Source organism: Methylomonas sp. MK1, assembly GCF_000365425.1.
Classification (GTDB): domain Bacteria; phylum Pseudomonadota; class Gammaproteobacteria; order Methylococcales; family Methylomonadaceae; genus Methylomonas.
The window spans coordinates 199,413-214,303 of sequence record NZ_AQOV01000002.1 but is presented as its reverse complement, the minus strand read 5'-3'; the positions used below and the strand labels follow the sequence as shown (position 1 = coordinate 214,303).

Sequence of the window (14,891 nt, the reverse complement as noted above, 5' to 3'; positions counted from 1 at the left end):
ATATCGTCAGGTAGCCGCTGTCGCGGCAACCTGACCTACTTGGTTAATGTGCTACCTAAGTCTGTCCGCAATCAAGCCAACCCTACTTGATGAATAACATCTCCTGATATGTAGGATACGGCCACAACTCATCCGCAATTTCCCCTTCCAGCCCATCGGCATACTGACGAACCTCATCCATCAAAGGCCTGATGGTGTTGGCGCAGAACAGCATGTGTTCTTCAATCGTTGCAAAATCATGTTTGGCAAGCGCGGCACTGAGTTTATCGCTGGTCGCCATCATCGACGATAGCAGCCCGGCAATTAAAACTAGACGCTCGTTTCCCAGTTCGACACCATGGCTTTTAAGCGAGATTAATGTGGCAGAAAGATCTGCCAAGTATTTCACTGCGGCCGGATAAATGCCGGTTTTGGCCATGCTGATCACCAATTTGGCTTCTACCTCAATGGCCAGCACATATTGCTCTGCGTAGATTTCGAAGCGGCTGGCGAGCTCGACAGGTGACAATACCCCCAGCGTTTCGAATAAGGCTTGCACCTCGGGTTCCTTCAACACCGGCAAGGCGTCGGCAGCGGTTTTGAGATTGCGTAAACCACGCTCTTCCACTGCCATTTTGTGCCATTCCGCCGAATAGCCGTTGCCGCCGAACACTACTGCGCCGTGGGCGTCGATCAATTCTTTCAAAGTTTTCAGAATGGCCGCGTCCAAATCAAGGCCTTTGCCTAATTGGCCTTCCAGGCTATCGGCTACCCAATTCAGCGAGTCAGCCAGCATGGTATTCATCGTCACCAAGGGCCCGGCGACCGATTGGCCGGAGCCCACGGCGCGGAATTCAAAGCGGTTGCCGGTAAAAGCAAACGGCGAGGTCCGGTTTCTATCCCCGGCGTCTTTGTTAAACACCGGCAGCGTATTAATGCCCAAATCCATCACCCCGGCGTTTAATGAGCCGGTGATCTCGCCATTACTGATTTGCTCGAACACGTTGTCCAACTGCGAACCCAGATATACCGACATGATCGCCGGCGGAGCTTCGTTCGCACCTAAGCGATGATCATTACTGGCCGTGGCAATCGCGGCACGCAACAGCGGGCCGAATTTATGCACGCCACGTATCACCGCGCCGCAAAACAACAAGAACTGAGTATTTGAATGCGGCGTATGGCCGGGATCAAGCAAATTGCCTTGGGTGGCATTGCCGACCGACCAGTTCACGTGCTTGCCGGAACCGTTGATGCCTTTGAAGGGTTTTTCGTGCAGCAAACACACCAAGCCATGTTTTTTGGCAGTGTTTTTTAACACGGTCATCAACAATTGCTGATGGTCGGTGGCGACGTTGGCCGATTCAAAAAACGGCGCTATCTCAAATTGCCCCGGCGCTACTTCGTTATGCCGGGTCTTGGCCGGAATCCCCAAGCGATAAAGCTGCTCTTCCACATCCTGCATATAGACCTGAACGCGTTCGGGTATGGCACCGAAGTAATGATCGTCAAACTGCTGACCTTTGGCGGCCGATGCGCCGAACAGAGTACGCCCCGCCAGCAATAAATCCGGGCGGTTGGCGACGAAATTGGCATCGACCAAGAAATATTCCTGCTCCGCCCCGCAACTGGAATTCACCGGGGCAATGTCGGTATGGCCCAGCAACGACAGCACGCGCTGTGCAGCCTTATTCATTGCCGCATTCGCGCGTAACAAGGGGGTTTTCTTATCCAGCGCTTCACCGGTCCAGGAAATAAATACCGTGGGGATACATAGCGTCGCGCCGTTGTCTGTGGTCATGATATAAGCCGGGCTGGTCACATCCCAAGCGGTATAACCTCGCGCTTCGAAGGTGGACCGAATGCCGCCGTTCGGAAACGATGAGCCGTCCGGCTCGCCTTGTACCAATACTTTGCCGCTGAACTCGGAAATGACTGAACCATCGCTTTGCACGGAGATAAAACCGTCGTGTTTTTCGGCGGTGGCGTTGGTCAAGGGATAGAAAACATGGGCGTAATACAAAGCCCCTTTTGAAAGCGCCCAGTCTTTCATCGCCAAGGCCACCACATCGGCAATTGAAACATCCAGCTCGGTGCTGGCTTCGATGGTTTTTTTTAAGGATTTAAACACCTCTTTGGGTAAGCATTCCTTCATCTTACTCAAGGTAAAGACATCGCTGGCCCATAAACCGGCCAACGGCGCCGGCATTTTGGTCGGCATGGGTTGGCGATTAGTGATGGTTTGAACAGCTTGCACGCGCGCGGTATTTCCAGTCATAGCTTGGCCTTGATTTGAAGGTTAATGTCGATCAAACAATCCGCAGCAATAATCAATCCAGTAAGCTTGGGGTGATAGCGGAGTGAGCCCGGCTCCAGGGATTTTGGGAAATTGCGGTGCTTGCAGAGCAGCTGACGCGGAACGAAGAAACAGGCCGTGAGTTGTATTAGTGCAATATAAGGAAATTACGGCACAAACTTAGTGCGCGTAGTGCGCGAAAAATCAATACCGTTGGGGCGGTTCGCCGTTTATGCGCGAGAAGCATCATCGTAATCGAAGGCTAATCGGCATATCAGTTTTAAAGATGACCGGGATGAGAAAATTTTAAATCCCGCATGTCAGCCCGCTCTGCACCCTAATCCCTTTGCCACCCCCCGCAAGCAGTGTTATTATCCACGCGCCGTATACGCCCGCACCGTAGCGAGCGACTCGCGTCAACGGGGACGCAAGAGGCTGGTTTTCAAGGTTATACGTTCGTCCTCCGCTTTGTTAAAACCCGCCGACTTTTGCCCTCGCGGCCAACCCAGTTTGCTAGGGTGTAATATCAATGCCGCTCGTTCCAATTCCGCAGAGTTTGACTACATGCCAACCCAACCGCTCGAAACGCTGTTCCGCTCCGAAGTTCTCTCCATGTCGGCCTACCATGTTGCCGATGCCAGCAACTTCATCAAACTCGATGCCATGGAAAATCCTTATAGCTGGCCGGAAGACATTCAAGCACGCTGGTTGGAATCGCTGAAGACCTGCCCGATCAACCGCTACCCGGACCCGGAAGCCAAGACACTGGCCGTCGCATTGCGCCGGACGAACGGTATCCCGGAGCAAGCGGCCTTGCTGCTCGGCAACGGCTCCGACGAAATCATTCAAATATTACTAATGGCTTTAAGCGCCGATGCCGCCGTATTGGCACCGGAACCCGGATTTGTGATGTACAAACAAGTGGCGCAAAGCCTGGGCCTGCGTTACCGAGGCGTGCCATTGCTGGCAGACAGTTTTGAACTGGACATGCCGGCCATGCGCGCGGCGATTGCCGAATCTCGACCTGCCTTGATTTTTATCGCCTATCCCAACAACCCCACCGGCAACTTATTCGATGCCGCAGCCATCAAGGAAATACTCAGCCTAGCACCGGGATTGGTAGTGGTCGACGAAGCGTATGCGCCGTTTGCCGACGCCAGCTTTATCGGCGAGCTGGAACATTATTCTAATTTACTGGTGATGCGCACCGTTTCCAAGTTGGGGCTGGCCGGCTTGCGCTTGGGATTTTTGGCCGGCGATTCGGCGATTGTGGAGCAGTTACATAAAGTCCGCTTACCTTACAATATCAATTGCCTGACCCAAATCACGGTGGGATTTGCGTTGGATCATGGCGAGTTTCTGTTAGAACAAACCCAAACGCTGTGCGGAGAACGGGCTTTGGTTTTCCGGGCCTTGCTGGAAATGCCGGATGTCCAGCCTTATCCCAGTGCCGCTAACTTCATTCTGTTCCGTACGCTTAACAAAGCCGCAGACGACGTATTTGCCTCACTGAAATCGCAAGGCGTGTTGATCAAGAATCTGTCCCCTCAAGGCGGGCTGTTACACAATTGCCTGCGAGTCACCGTCGGGAAACCGGAAGAAAATCAAGCCTTTCTAAGCGCGTTGGCAGTTGCTTTAAAGTGATGATTCTCACTATCCGCAAAGGCCTGAAACCCTTGACTAGCGCTGTCGCAAGAACAATTTCAATAATCACGGACAGTAGGGTATATTTGCTGAAAATTATAATAATCGATGTATCGCGATATACATCACATCATCAGGAGTGTTACTTATGAACCACGAAGGCGTCGATCATTCCAAACGCCAGTTTCTGACCTCGGCACTGTCGGTGGTTGGTGCAGTGGGTGCCGGCTATTTGGCCGTCCCCTTTCTCTCGCAAATGCAGCCCAGCGCCAAAGCCATGGCTGCAGGGGCTCCCGTCGATGTCGATATCAGCAAGATGGAACCCGGCCAGCTAATTCGTGTGGCTTGGCGCGGCAAGCCGGTGTGGGTCTTGAATCGGACGCCGGAGGTCATATCCACTCTAGCGACTCTGGACAGCAAATTGGCTGACCCGGTATCCAACGAATCCATGCAGCCCCAGAACAGCAAAAATCCGCTGCGCTCCATTAAACCGGAAATTTTTGTCGCGGTCGGCCTGTGCACGCACTTAGGCTGCTCGCCCACGTTTCGCCCGGAAATTGCCCCTAACGATTTGGGCCCGGATTGGAAAGGCGGTTTCTTTTGCCCGTGTCACGGCTCCTGGTTCGATCTGGCCGGTCGTGTGTATCGCGGCGTTCCCGCCCCTACCAATCTTGAGATACCGCCTTATCGATATGAAACAGACAATCTGATTGTCGTTGGCGAAGAAAGCGAGGCAAACCCAGCATGAAGCAAAAAATGAATCAATGCAGCGAATGGCTGCTGGAGCGTTTTCCACTCTCCGATTTGTGGAATGAACACATGGCGCATTACTACGCGCCCAAAAACTTTAACATCTGGTATTTTTTCGGCTCGTTGGCCCTGTTGGTGCTGGTCAATCAGTTCATCACCGGCATTTTACTGACCATGAACTACAAACCGGATGCCAAGCTGGCTTTCGACTCGGTCGAATACATCATGCGCGACGTCAACTGGGGTTGGCTGGTGCGTTATATGCACTCCACCGGCGCCTCGGCGTTCTTCATCGTGGTCTATCTGCACATGTTCCGCGGCTTGATTTATGGCTCGTTCAAGCAACCGCGCGAACTGATCTGGATCTTCGGCATGCTGATCTTCGTCTGCCTGATGGCGGAAGCGTTTATGGGTTACCTGCTGCCTTGGGGACAGATGTCTTACTGGGGCGCCCAGGTCATCATCTCCTTATTTAGCGCGATTCCAGTGATCGGCGACGAGTTATCGCTGTGGGTGCGAGGCGACTATGTGGTGTCCGACGCCACCTTGAACCGCTTTTTCGCGTTTCACGTCATCGCCGTGCCTCTAGTATTGTTAATCCTGGTGTTCCTGCATATCGTGGCCTTGCACGAAGTGGGTTCCAACAACCCTGACGGCGTTGAAATCAAGCAATCAAAAGACCCTTGGGGACATCCGGTCGACGGCATTCCTTTCCACCCTTACTACACCGTCAAGGACATCGTCGGCGTCGGCGTGTTCATGTTCTTCTTCGCCACGGTGATTTTCTACATGCCGGAATTGGGCGGCTACTTTCTGGAGCACGCCAACTTTATCCCGGCTGATCCATTGAAAACCCCGGAACATATTGCGCCGGTCTGGTATTTCACCCCGTTCTACGCCATTTTGCGTGCGGTACCGGATAAGTTTGCCGGCGTGATTGCGATGGGCGGCGCGATTGTGGTGCTGTTCATGCTGCCTTGGCTGGATCGTAGCCCGGTCAAATCCATCCGTTACCGTGGCGGCATCTTCAAAAAAGCCGTGGCATTGTTTGTAGTCGCCTTTATCGGTTTGGGTTATTTGGGAACTCAACCTGCTACGCCAGGTGCCACCACTGTTGCTCGGGTATTGACCGCAGTTTACTTCGGATTTTTCCTGTTGATGCCTCTGTATACACGCTGGGAAAAAACCAAACCGGTACCGAATCGCCTGACCGACCAGCCGAGCCTGGAAGATCGCATTCCGGCTCTGCTGGCCTTAGTCGATGAAGTCGTTGAGGTACAGCAAGTTCCCGACAATATCGGCGGTACTATCGCCAAGAAAAGGCCGAACTGGTCCGGCATCTCAGCCGTACTGATTCGTTTTGCAAAAAACCTGAAAAAGAGCCTGGATTAAGCCATGAAAAAGATACTCTACACTCTTTTGTTTTTGCTGCCTTTCAACGTTCTGGCCAGCGGTGGCGTCAAACTCGACAGCGCCGACATCGACTTAAGCGACACCATGGCGATGGAGCGCGGCGCGAAATATTACGTCACCTACTGCCTAGGCTGCCATTCGGCAAAACACATTCGCTACAAACGGATTGCCATAGATTTGAAGCTGGATGAAGCGGAAGTTCTGAAAGTAGTGGCACCTTTTGGGGCCGGCATCTACGATCAGATGCATTCGGCGATGAACGCGCACGATGCGGAAAAATGGTTCGGCACCACGCCGCCGGATTTGTCGCTGATTGCCCGCTCGCGCGGCGCCGACTGGTTGTATACCTACCTGCGCAGCTTCTATGCCGAGCCCGGAAAAGCACCTTTGGGCGTTAACAATGTCGTGTTCCCTGATGTTGGTATGCCCAACGTGTTCTGGCAATTGCAAGGTACGCAATCGGCGATTACGCAGAAAATCGACGGGCATGACGTCATTACCGGTCTGAAACTGGAACAACCGGGGCAAATGACACCTCAGGAATTCGACAAAATGGTCAACGACCTGGTCAATTTCCTGGTTTACGTCGGCGAACCGGTGCAACTGGAAAGACAACAAATGGGTAAATACGTGTTGTTCTTTATCCTGATGTTTATCGCACTAGCCTATCTGTTGAAAAAAGAGTACTGGAAAGACGTACACTAAACACAGCTTGGGCTCGTAATATCAAACCGGTATCGGCTAAGCTGATACCGGTTTTTTTATGGCCGTTTGTTTAACAAGCAATCGATTTGTAAATCCGGTTAAAATCTCGATTAAACTCTCAGTAACGGAATACGCTAAGCCCGAATGCTGGAAACAACTCTACCCTTGACCGTCTGAAAGCCAATATGAAAAAAACTACGCCAACATCTGAAACGCCAGTCTCTGCCACTGAAAAGCCTGCTCCAGCGAAAGCGACTAAAAAATCCCCTACCAAACCCGTTGCCGTTAAAACAGCACAAGAAACGTCCACCGCACCGGGCAAAACCAAAGCTAAACCCAAAGCAACTACAACGCCTAAAGCCGTAAAAACAGCTACTGAAGCACCGACTGCCCCGGAAAGTACCGAAAAAGCCCCGGCGCCCACTGTTAAAGCAGCCGCGAAAAAAGCTAATCCAAAGCCCAAAGCCGCTAAAGTAGAGCCTACTGTGGAAGCAGAGCCAAGTGAAACCGCGCCAATCGTAATTTCCATGCACGAACGCATAGGTTTGACCGCTGGGGTTATCTGGCATCATTTGGCTGAAAACGGCGCGACACCGGTTGCCAAATTAGTTTATGTACTGCCGGAGGAAGAGGCCATCATTCAAAGAAGTATCGGTTGGTTGGCTCAGGAAGACAAAATCACGCTGTCGGCCAGAGGCGGAGACCACGTCGAAACCATAGTGCTGAAGGGCTAGCATTTTACTGTTGAGAAAATCGTTCATCACGCGACACTTAGCCGCTTGCGTTGAAAATAACGATTGTTGGGGCATAAAGACCTCTTGCGGTAAACGGCAAGCAACAGAGGGGTCAATTGCGAGAGCCATCCAAACCTCAGCAACTACAGAATAAGCGCTCTATTAATCTATTCGGAGAATACCTAATGAAAAACATTATTTTGGCAATAGTAGCTTTATTTTTCTTGAGCCAAACGGCGTATGCAGCCGACGCAGCTTGCGAAGCCAAGGCTACTGAAAAAAAGCTGGCTGGCGCCGCCAAAAATAGCTTTCTTAAAAAATGCGAGAAAGACGCCAAAATCACTGCCGCTAAAGCCGGCTGCGATGCAAAAGCTGCCGAGAAAAACTTGAAAGGCGCTGCGAAGAATAGCTTCACCAAGAAATGCGTCACTGACGCAAGCAAATAACACTTTCGATAAAACGCCCAGTCCGCCCCGTTGGAACGCTGGTAACGGCTTTCTACTTCCGTTTCCCAGCGCGGCAATAACATCCGAAAATGCCTGATTTTTGCAGAATGACCGGCTTCAGTCTCACTGGACCTTACGCAACGGCTATTAACCACACTACTAAATAAGCTCGCCCCCGTAAAGGCGGGAGCCCAGTTGCTAAATTGGATTCCCGCTTTCACGGGTATGACGGCCACCGGAAATATAAGGGCCAGGTTAAAAAATAGCCTCTTCGAAAAGCCTGTTTTTCGTCGCTCCTGATCCACAGCAACCCACCAGTAGCAAATTTTTCCGGCAACCTGAAAAAATTATTTGTTCTGCATTTGTTTTCATTGTATGCTTTTACAAAACAAATGCAGAACAAACATGACACTTACCCGTAAGCAACAAGAAATTTTCGACTTCCTGCTACAAAATCAGGAGCTATTCAGTCATCCGCCGACACTGGAAGAATTGTGCGCGGCGATGGGTTTGAAATCGCGCGGTTCATTGCACAGCCAGATCAAGGCACTGATCGACGCCAATTTGATTGAAGCACCGGAGCGCAAGCAACGCGGCATTCGCCTGACCGAACACGCCAAATCGCTGGTCAACAAAACCGTGGCATCCGGCATGCTGCCTTTTGTCGGCACCATAGCCGCCGGCAGACCGATAGAAGCCATCGAAAACATTTCTTATATGGCTGTGCCGGAAGAATTGAAAACCGAGAACCCTTGTTATGTCCTGAAAGTAAAGGGAGATTCGATGCAGGAAGAAGGCATCTTCGACGGCGACTGGGTCATCATCGAACAACGCAGCCATGCCCGTAACGGCGAAATCGTCGTTGCATTAGTTGAAAAAGCCGAAGCAACATTGAAATTTATCGAGCAGTACCCACACGAAACCCTGCTAATTCCCGCCAATTCCTCAATGCAGGCCATGCGTTACCGGCCCGAGCAAGTGGAAATACAAGGGGTATTAGTCGGACAAATGCGTAGCTATACCAACCACCACTAGGAGGAGATTATGCTTCATCAATCCGTTCATATGCGCGATCAAAAAGCCAATCAAACAGCCATGCTGAACAGAGCGGACCGACAGGCCGCCATCAACATGATCGAGGAAATTACGCTGGTTGTGGTGCTGTGGGGCGTGTTTTTACTGGCTACCGGCTGATGTTCGTAACCATAACCTGCTTGGCATGGTCACCTGGCATCCGGCACTATGTATAAACTGAGTTTTTATGTGCCGGTCAGCCATGCAGAACAGCTAAAACAAGCGTTGTTCGAGCAAGGCGCCGGGCGTATCGGCGATTACGACAGTTGTGCCTGGCAAGTGCTGGGCGAGGGCCAATTCCGGCCTCTCGCCGGTAGCCACCCTTATCTGGGCAGTATCGGTGAAATTCAGCAGGTCGCCGAATATAAGATAGAAATGGTCTGCGCCGATGATTTAATTAAAACGGTGGTGCAAACCTTGCTGGCTTGCCATCCTTATCAGCAGCCAGCCTACGAGGTTTATAGGATCCTCAGCGTCGCAGACTTATCCTAGCCTGTTCAAAACAGTTTTAGGATCTATGAACAAGCTGATTCCATGGGGAATACGATAGCTGATCCAAATGAAATCTATCGATTGCCACTCGCTTGCAAAATGGTCCATCGTCCGTTTTTATGTTTTGATAGCCCCGTCATTCCCACAATAGGAAATCCAGTTTTTTGAATTTACCGGCGTCCCGCTTTCGTTGTACGACAAAGCAAAGATGTTTGGGACATTCGTTGGAATTTCCTTAATGTCCCTCACTTTCCTCATCACCCTCTTTCTTGGTGATTTCTTCCAAAGCAAGACTGCCAGCCAGAGAACTGGGCTTTTTGGTCGCCGACCCCAAACCTTCGCTCAAATTGATTTTCAGTTTTAAATTGTTCGGCGAATCCGAGTTGCGCAAGGCCTCCTCCAAGGTGATCACCCCGCCTTTGTAGAGCTTGAGTAAATGGCTGTCAAAAGTCTGCATGCCGATATTTTCGGATTTTTCCATCGCTTCCTTGATGGCGTGAATATCGCCTTTATGGATTAAATCGCTAACCAATTTAGTACCCAGCAAAATTTCGATAGCCGCCACCCGTTTGCCTTCGACGGTGGGTACCAGACGTTGCGAAATAAACGCTTGCAGATTCAAGGACAAGTCCATCAGCAACTGCGGACGACGTTCTTCCGGGAAAAAGTTGATGATACGATCCAAGGCCTGATTCGCATTATTGGCGTGTAACGTGGACAAGCACAGATGGCCGGTTTCCGCAAAAGCCAAGGCATGCTCCATGGTCTCCTGACTGCGAATTTCGCCGATCAGAATCACATCCGGCGCCTGCCGCAAGGTGTTTTTCAATGCGTCTTCATAACTAAGGGTATCGACGCCGACTTCGCGCTGATTTACCAAGGATTTTTTATGCGGATGTACAAACTCGATAGGATCTTCGATGGTGATGATATGCCCGGATGAGTTGCTGTTGCGATAATCTATCAAGGCCGCTAAGGATGTCGATTTACCGGAACCGGTGCCGCCGACGAACAAAATCAGCCCGCGCTTTTCCATGATTTTATCTTTCAGGATTTGCGGCAAGCCCAAGGCGTCGGCACTGGGAATATCGACCTTGATGTTGCGGATCACCAAGGCGTGGCAATTGCGCTGTTTAAAGATATTCACCCGAAACCGCCCGATTCCTTCTTCAGTAATGGCCAGATTCATTTCCGGCACATGTTCAAAGGCGGCGCGCTGCTCGGCGTCCATGATGCCGTCGGCAATTTCCTTGATGCGTTCACGACTAAGTTTGACGTTTTCCAGCGGTTTTAAGCTGCCTTGGAACTTGGCCGCCGGCGGAGCCCCCGCCGTCAGATACAGGTCCGAACCATCGTGTTGGACGAGGATTTTTAGATAGTCTTTAAATTCCATGCGGGCGACTCTCGAATTGATAATGCCCAAAGTGTAGGCCAATCCGCCGACAAGTGAAGCCGGGACGGTATTCCCTCGGCTGCCCGAGAATGCCCGCTAATTTCTTTGCCGAAAAATGTCATAGCTCGTTTATGCTTGCATTCCCAAACCATTGCTAATTCGTCGAGATGCCAAACCGCCGACTCAACTTGAGTAATTTTGAACATGAAACCGACTTGCTGTACGGGATCATCGACAGTATTAAAGAAGCCGTCATCGTTTTCGACACGACGCACCAAATCATCTGCGTCAACCGCTCCGCCGAACTTTTGCTGGGGATTGGCTCAACAGCCGATTGGCAGAATCAACATTACCTTTTTTCCGCGGACGGTAACACGCCTTTTCCCGTTGCGCTTTTACCGTGTTTCAAGCCCGTTGGCCCAGGCATGGCGGAAGCTATCGAATTAACCGTAAGACGCGCAGACGGCAGCGATGTCCGCGTCAGCGTCAGCGGTCGAGGTCTAGCGGACCGGCATGGCACTATATCGGCATGGCTAACAATACTTTCGGATACCTCGTTGCCAAATAACCCGGAGAAGGCGGCCGAAGTTTTAGAGCACCAACAGAATTTGCGTTCCGTACTCAACCATATGCCGGCGATGATCGGCTACTGGGACAAAAATCTTATCAACAAATTTGGCAACAAAGCCTATGAGGAATGGTTCGGCTTTACCTCCGAAAACTTGCTCGGCAAACATATTCGCGAAGTCATCGGCGATGAACTATACACGCTGAATAAGCCGTTTATAGATGCCGTGCTGAAAGGAGAACCACAGTATTTTGAGCGCACCATCGTCAATTTCGCGGGCGCAGCTCGGCATACGCAAGCCGCCTATTTGCCGGATGGCGCGGTAGGGCAAGTGAAAGGATTTTTCGTCTTGGTGACCGACATCACCGCATTGAAATCCGCGCAAAAACGCATCAGCGAGTCGGAAGCCCGTCTGCGTGCGATGTACGATAGCCTGCCATTCTTGGCCTGGATGAAGGACAAAAACGGGAAATATATTCAAGCCAACAAACATTGGCTAACCGCCGTGGGCATCGACAGTCTGCGTGATTCAGAAGATGTGACTGATTTCGATATCTGGCCGGAAAGCCTGGCCGAGCATTATCGCGCGGTTGACCAAGAAGTGATGCTGACTCGGCAACAAGTATCGCTGACCGAGAGAGCTTTCGATGCTGGGCGAGAGACTTGGACTGAAACGATCAAAGCGCCCATCATCGACGATAAAGACGATGTGCTGGGCACCATCGGTCTGGCGCGCGACATAACCGAAAGTCGGAGCGCGGAAGAGCGACTTCGCAATTACAGTGAGCGCTTGGGCCTGGCCACCAAAGCCGCTGCAATCGGCATTTGCGAGTGGGATCTGGCGTTGGGCGTCGGGGATTGGGATGAACGCATGTACGAGATGTTCGGCATTCCCGTGGGAACGCCCATAGACTACCAGACCTGGGCTACCTTGGTAGTGGTCGAAGACTTACCGCGCACTGAAGCCACACTACGCAAGTTAATTCGAGACCAACAGGAAAAGCATTGGGAGTTTAGGATTCGCCGGAAGAGCGACGGCGCATTACGCTTCATTCAGGCTTCAGCCATCATAGCCGGCGATCCCAAGAGCGGCAGGCAAAAAATCGTCGGGGTTAACATGGATGTCAGCAATTTTAAGTTGATCGAAAATGCGTTGCGCGAAAGCGAAGCGCATCTGGCTCACGCCCAAGCCCAGGCGCATTTAGGCAGTTGGTCCTTGTACATTGGCGACAGTTCTCTGAAATGGTCTGACGAAAATTACCGAATTTTCGGCATGCCTTTAGGCACGCCTATAAGCTACGAGCGCTTCATGGAATGTGTCCATCCGGCTGACCGTCATTACGTGCACCAAGCCTGGCAGGCTGCCATGCGTGGTGCGCCTTACGATATCCAACACCGTATCGTGGCGAACGGTAAGATAAAATGGCTTAGGGAACGCGCCGATCTTGTATTTGCCGGGGATGGCAGTTTCGTGCGCGGCATAGGCACATCGCAGGACATCACCGAGCTGAAAGTAATAGAAAAAGACCTGGAATCATCCCGCTTACAATTGCGGCAACTGGCCGCCCGCCGGGAAAAGGCCCGCGAAGAAGAACGCAAGCACATGGCCCGCGAAGTTCACGACGAACTGGGACAAATGTTGACGGCCCTGCGCATGGAAATGTCGCTGCTTCGCATGAAATTCGCAATTAACAACCGGGGACTGGCCGAACAAATCCGCAACATCATGGAATTACTGGACCAAACCATCCAGGTTACCCGCGATGTGGCGACCTCGTTACGTCCCTCGGCGATAGAAATGGGGATAGTGCCGGCTTTGGAGTGGCTGGTAAGGAAATTCGCGGAACAATCCGGGATTCAGTGCGATCTGTTGTATCCGGAAGATGATTTCGATATGGACGAGGAATGTGCAATCGTGATTTTTCGGATCGCCCAAGAATCGCTGACCAATGTGCTGCGACATGCGGCAGCCAGCACGGTAAAAATTGCCGTCAATTTGGAGAAGGACCACTATTGCCTGGAAATTTACGATAATGGTCGTGGTTTCGACGCGAATGCCCCCACTAAGACCAAATCTTTTGGCCTGATCGGCATACGGGAACGCTCCTTGATGTTGGGCGGAGAAACCACTATATCCAGTGTCCCGGGCCAAGGTACCTCTATCCAGGTACGTATCCCAGCTAACCCTAAAAGACCAGAACTATGATCCGACTAATCATTGCCGACGACCATGCCATTGTGCGAGGCGGTCTCAAACAACTATTCGCACTCTCCACCGATATTACCGTGGTCGGCGAAGCCGAAAACAGCCAGCAATTGTTGAGTTTTCTCGATGAAAATTCTGTTGATCTGGTGTTACTGGATCTGACCATGCCCGATCTCGGCGGCGTGGAAATGATCAGCCGGATTCGCGGCCAATATCCGGCATTGCCCATCCTGATTTTGAGCATGCACAACGAATTACAAATCGTCTCACGCGCTTTGAAAACCGGTGCGAATGGCTATCTAACCAAGGATAACGATCCGGAAACCTTACTGATTGCCATCCGCCGGGTCGCCGGCGGCGGCCGTTTTATAGACCCTAAACTCGCCGAAAAAATGGTCTTTGAATTCGAGAGCTCCGAGCTAAGCAAACCGCATGAAAAACTATCCGAGCGCGAGTTTCAAATCTTGCAGTTACTGGCCAAGGGCCAAAGCCTGAACGACATCGGCAGGGACCTGGCAATCAGCAACAAGACTGTCAGTACATACAAAGCCCGGCTGTTTGAAAAATTGCACATCAGCAATAACGCCGAATTGATCCGCTACTATGATGCACACCGCCTAAACATGTAGTCATTTACCTACAATATCAGGAATATGCCTACACAAAATTACATTTTTACTTGCCTGGAATTTCAGATTGACTGATATTCAGACGATCCACATTTACATATGATGCAGAATCCAAAATTTTGAATGCATCGGGGTTCATCTATGCAAGTATCGGTAACAGGTGAATTGTTTGAGGTGACTATCCGTAACACGTTGGAGTTTGCAAAATGCCATAAATTGCTGGCGTCATGCAAGGCCCACGCCAAAATCAATCCGCGCGCCAGCGCCAGGATAACGCTCGAGAACATCCCTACATTCAATATGTGCGGCATTGCCACCATCTCGCTAATCTGCGACTGGATGCAGGCCGGCGTCGAACTGAATCTGCAAGGCTGTGGCGGCGACGTACATCAGGTTTTCGATACCGGCATATTCGATAAATACTTCAGCAAACACACACCATTCGTTCGCGCCGCCTGCCATGACTGCCTGGAGCGCACAAAACCGGGCTTAGCCAAAGATTGTCCGATACACAAAACCCGTCCACGTTCACGTCCGGACCAAACCGTGCTGGAAAATTAGC

General features: G+C 51.4%; 15 protein-coding genes. 12 read left to right on the top strand and 3 right to left on the bottom strand.

All coding sequences use genetic code 11. From position 1 onward, the window contains the following. Positions 1–82: 82 nt before the first annotated feature. Positions 83–2,257, bottom strand: coding sequence for a glutamine synthetase III family protein (locus tag G006_RS0117840; RefSeq protein WP_020484587.1), 2,175 nt, complete (start codon positions 2,255–2,257; stop codon positions 83–85). Between the two features lie 582 nt (positions 2,258–2,839). On the opposite strand from G006_RS0117840, the gene hisC reads away from it, so the two are divergent. The 4 genes from hisC (at position 2,840) to G006_RS0117820 (ending at position 6,787) form a co-directional block, all read left to right on the top strand. After that, entirely contained in the window at positions 2,840–3,919 is a 1,080-nt protein-coding gene (hisC, locus tag G006_RS0117835) for a histidinol-phosphate transaminase (protein WP_020484586.1), read from the top strand. A gap of 148 nt (positions 3,920–4,067) precedes the next feature. After that, on the top strand, positions 4,068–4,667 hold the full coding sequence (petA, locus tag G006_RS0117830) for a ubiquinol-cytochrome c reductase iron-sulfur subunit (protein ID WP_020484585.1): 600 nt from the start codon (positions 4,068–4,070) through the stop codon (positions 4,665–4,667). Further along, the gene (locus G006_RS0117825; protein WP_020484584.1) at positions 4,664–6,061 is read left to right on the top strand and encodes a cytochrome b; all 1,398 of its coding nucleotides are present in this window, start codon (positions 4,664–4,666) and stop codon (positions 6,059–6,061) included. The genes petA and G006_RS0117825 overlap by 4 nt, the downstream gene beginning before the upstream one ends. A gap of 3 nt (positions 6,062–6,064) precedes the next feature. After that, positions 6,065–6,787, top strand: coding sequence for a cytochrome c1 (locus tag G006_RS0117820; RefSeq protein ID WP_020484583.1), 723 nt, complete (start codon positions 6,065–6,067; stop codon positions 6,785–6,787). A gap of 118 nt (positions 6,788–6,905) precedes the next feature. On the opposite strand, the gene G006_RS29220 is transcribed toward G006_RS0117820, so the two are convergent. Then, positions 6,906–7,316, bottom strand: coding sequence for a hypothetical protein (locus G006_RS29220; protein ID WP_235048886.1), 411 nt, complete (start codon positions 7,314–7,316; stop codon positions 6,906–6,908). On the opposite strand from G006_RS29220, the gene G006_RS29215 reads away from it, so the two are divergent. The 5 genes from G006_RS29215 (at position 7,315) to G006_RS0117790 (ending at position 9,533) form a co-directional block, all read left to right on the top strand. Continuing rightward, positions 7,315–7,521 carry a winged helix-turn-helix domain-containing protein gene (locus tag G006_RS29215; protein WP_026147272.1) on the top strand — a complete coding sequence of 69 codons (207 nt, stop codon included), beginning with the start codon at positions 7,315–7,317 and terminating at the stop codon, positions 7,519–7,521. The genes G006_RS29220 and G006_RS29215 overlap by 2 nt on opposite strands. A 185-nt stretch (positions 7,522–7,706) precedes the next feature. Next, the gene (locus G006_RS0117805; protein ID WP_020484581.1) at positions 7,707–7,967 is read left to right on the top strand and encodes a hypothetical protein; all 261 of its coding nucleotides are present in this window, start codon (positions 7,707–7,709) and stop codon (positions 7,965–7,967) included. 405 nt (positions 7,968–8,372) lie between these two features. Continuing rightward, on the top strand, positions 8,373–9,002 hold the full coding sequence (gene lexA / locus G006_RS0117800; protein WP_020484580.1) for a transcriptional repressor LexA: 630 nt from the start codon (positions 8,373–8,375) through the stop codon (positions 9,000–9,002). 9 nt (positions 9,003–9,011) lie between these two features. Then, complete coding sequence (locus tag G006_RS28915) at positions 9,012–9,161, top strand: hypothetical protein (RefSeq protein WP_165385910.1); 150 nt, start codon at positions 9,012–9,014, stop codon at positions 9,159–9,161. A gap of 48 nt (positions 9,162–9,209) precedes the next feature. Further along, positions 9,210–9,533 (top strand): hypothetical protein, encoded by a 324-nt coding sequence (locus G006_RS0117790; protein ID WP_020484578.1) that lies wholly within the window; start codon positions 9,210–9,212, stop codon positions 9,531–9,533. A gap of 235 nt (positions 9,534–9,768) precedes the next feature. Here G006_RS0117790 and G006_RS0117785 read toward each other — a convergent pair whose 3' ends face one another. Further along, the gene (locus G006_RS0117785) at positions 9,769–10,926 is read right to left on the bottom strand and encodes a PilT/PilU family type 4a pilus ATPase (protein ID WP_026147140.1); all 1,158 of its coding nucleotides are present in this window, start codon (positions 10,924–10,926) and stop codon (positions 9,769–9,771) included. 188 nt (positions 10,927–11,114) lie between these two features. Here G006_RS0117785 and G006_RS27210 point away from each other — a divergent pair, with 188 nt between their 5' ends. The 3 genes from G006_RS27210 (at position 11,115) to G006_RS0117770 (ending at position 14,890) form a co-directional block, all read left to right on the top strand. Then, positions 11,115–13,700 carry a PAS domain-containing sensor histidine kinase gene (locus G006_RS27210; protein WP_020484576.1) on the top strand — a complete coding sequence of 862 codons (2,586 nt, stop codon included), beginning with the start codon at positions 11,115–11,117 and terminating at the stop codon, positions 13,698–13,700. Further along, positions 13,697–14,329 carry a response regulator gene (locus tag G006_RS0117775; protein WP_020484575.1) on the top strand — a complete coding sequence of 211 codons (633 nt, stop codon included), beginning with the start codon at positions 13,697–13,699 and terminating at the stop codon, positions 14,327–14,329. Before G006_RS27210 ends, G006_RS0117775 begins: the two co-directional genes overlap by 4 nt. Before the next feature lie 141 nt (positions 14,330–14,470). Beyond that, complete coding sequence (locus G006_RS0117770; protein ID WP_020484574.1) at positions 14,471–14,890, top strand: hypothetical protein; 420 nt, start codon at positions 14,471–14,473, stop codon at positions 14,888–14,890. Position 14,891 lies beyond the last annotated feature (1 nt).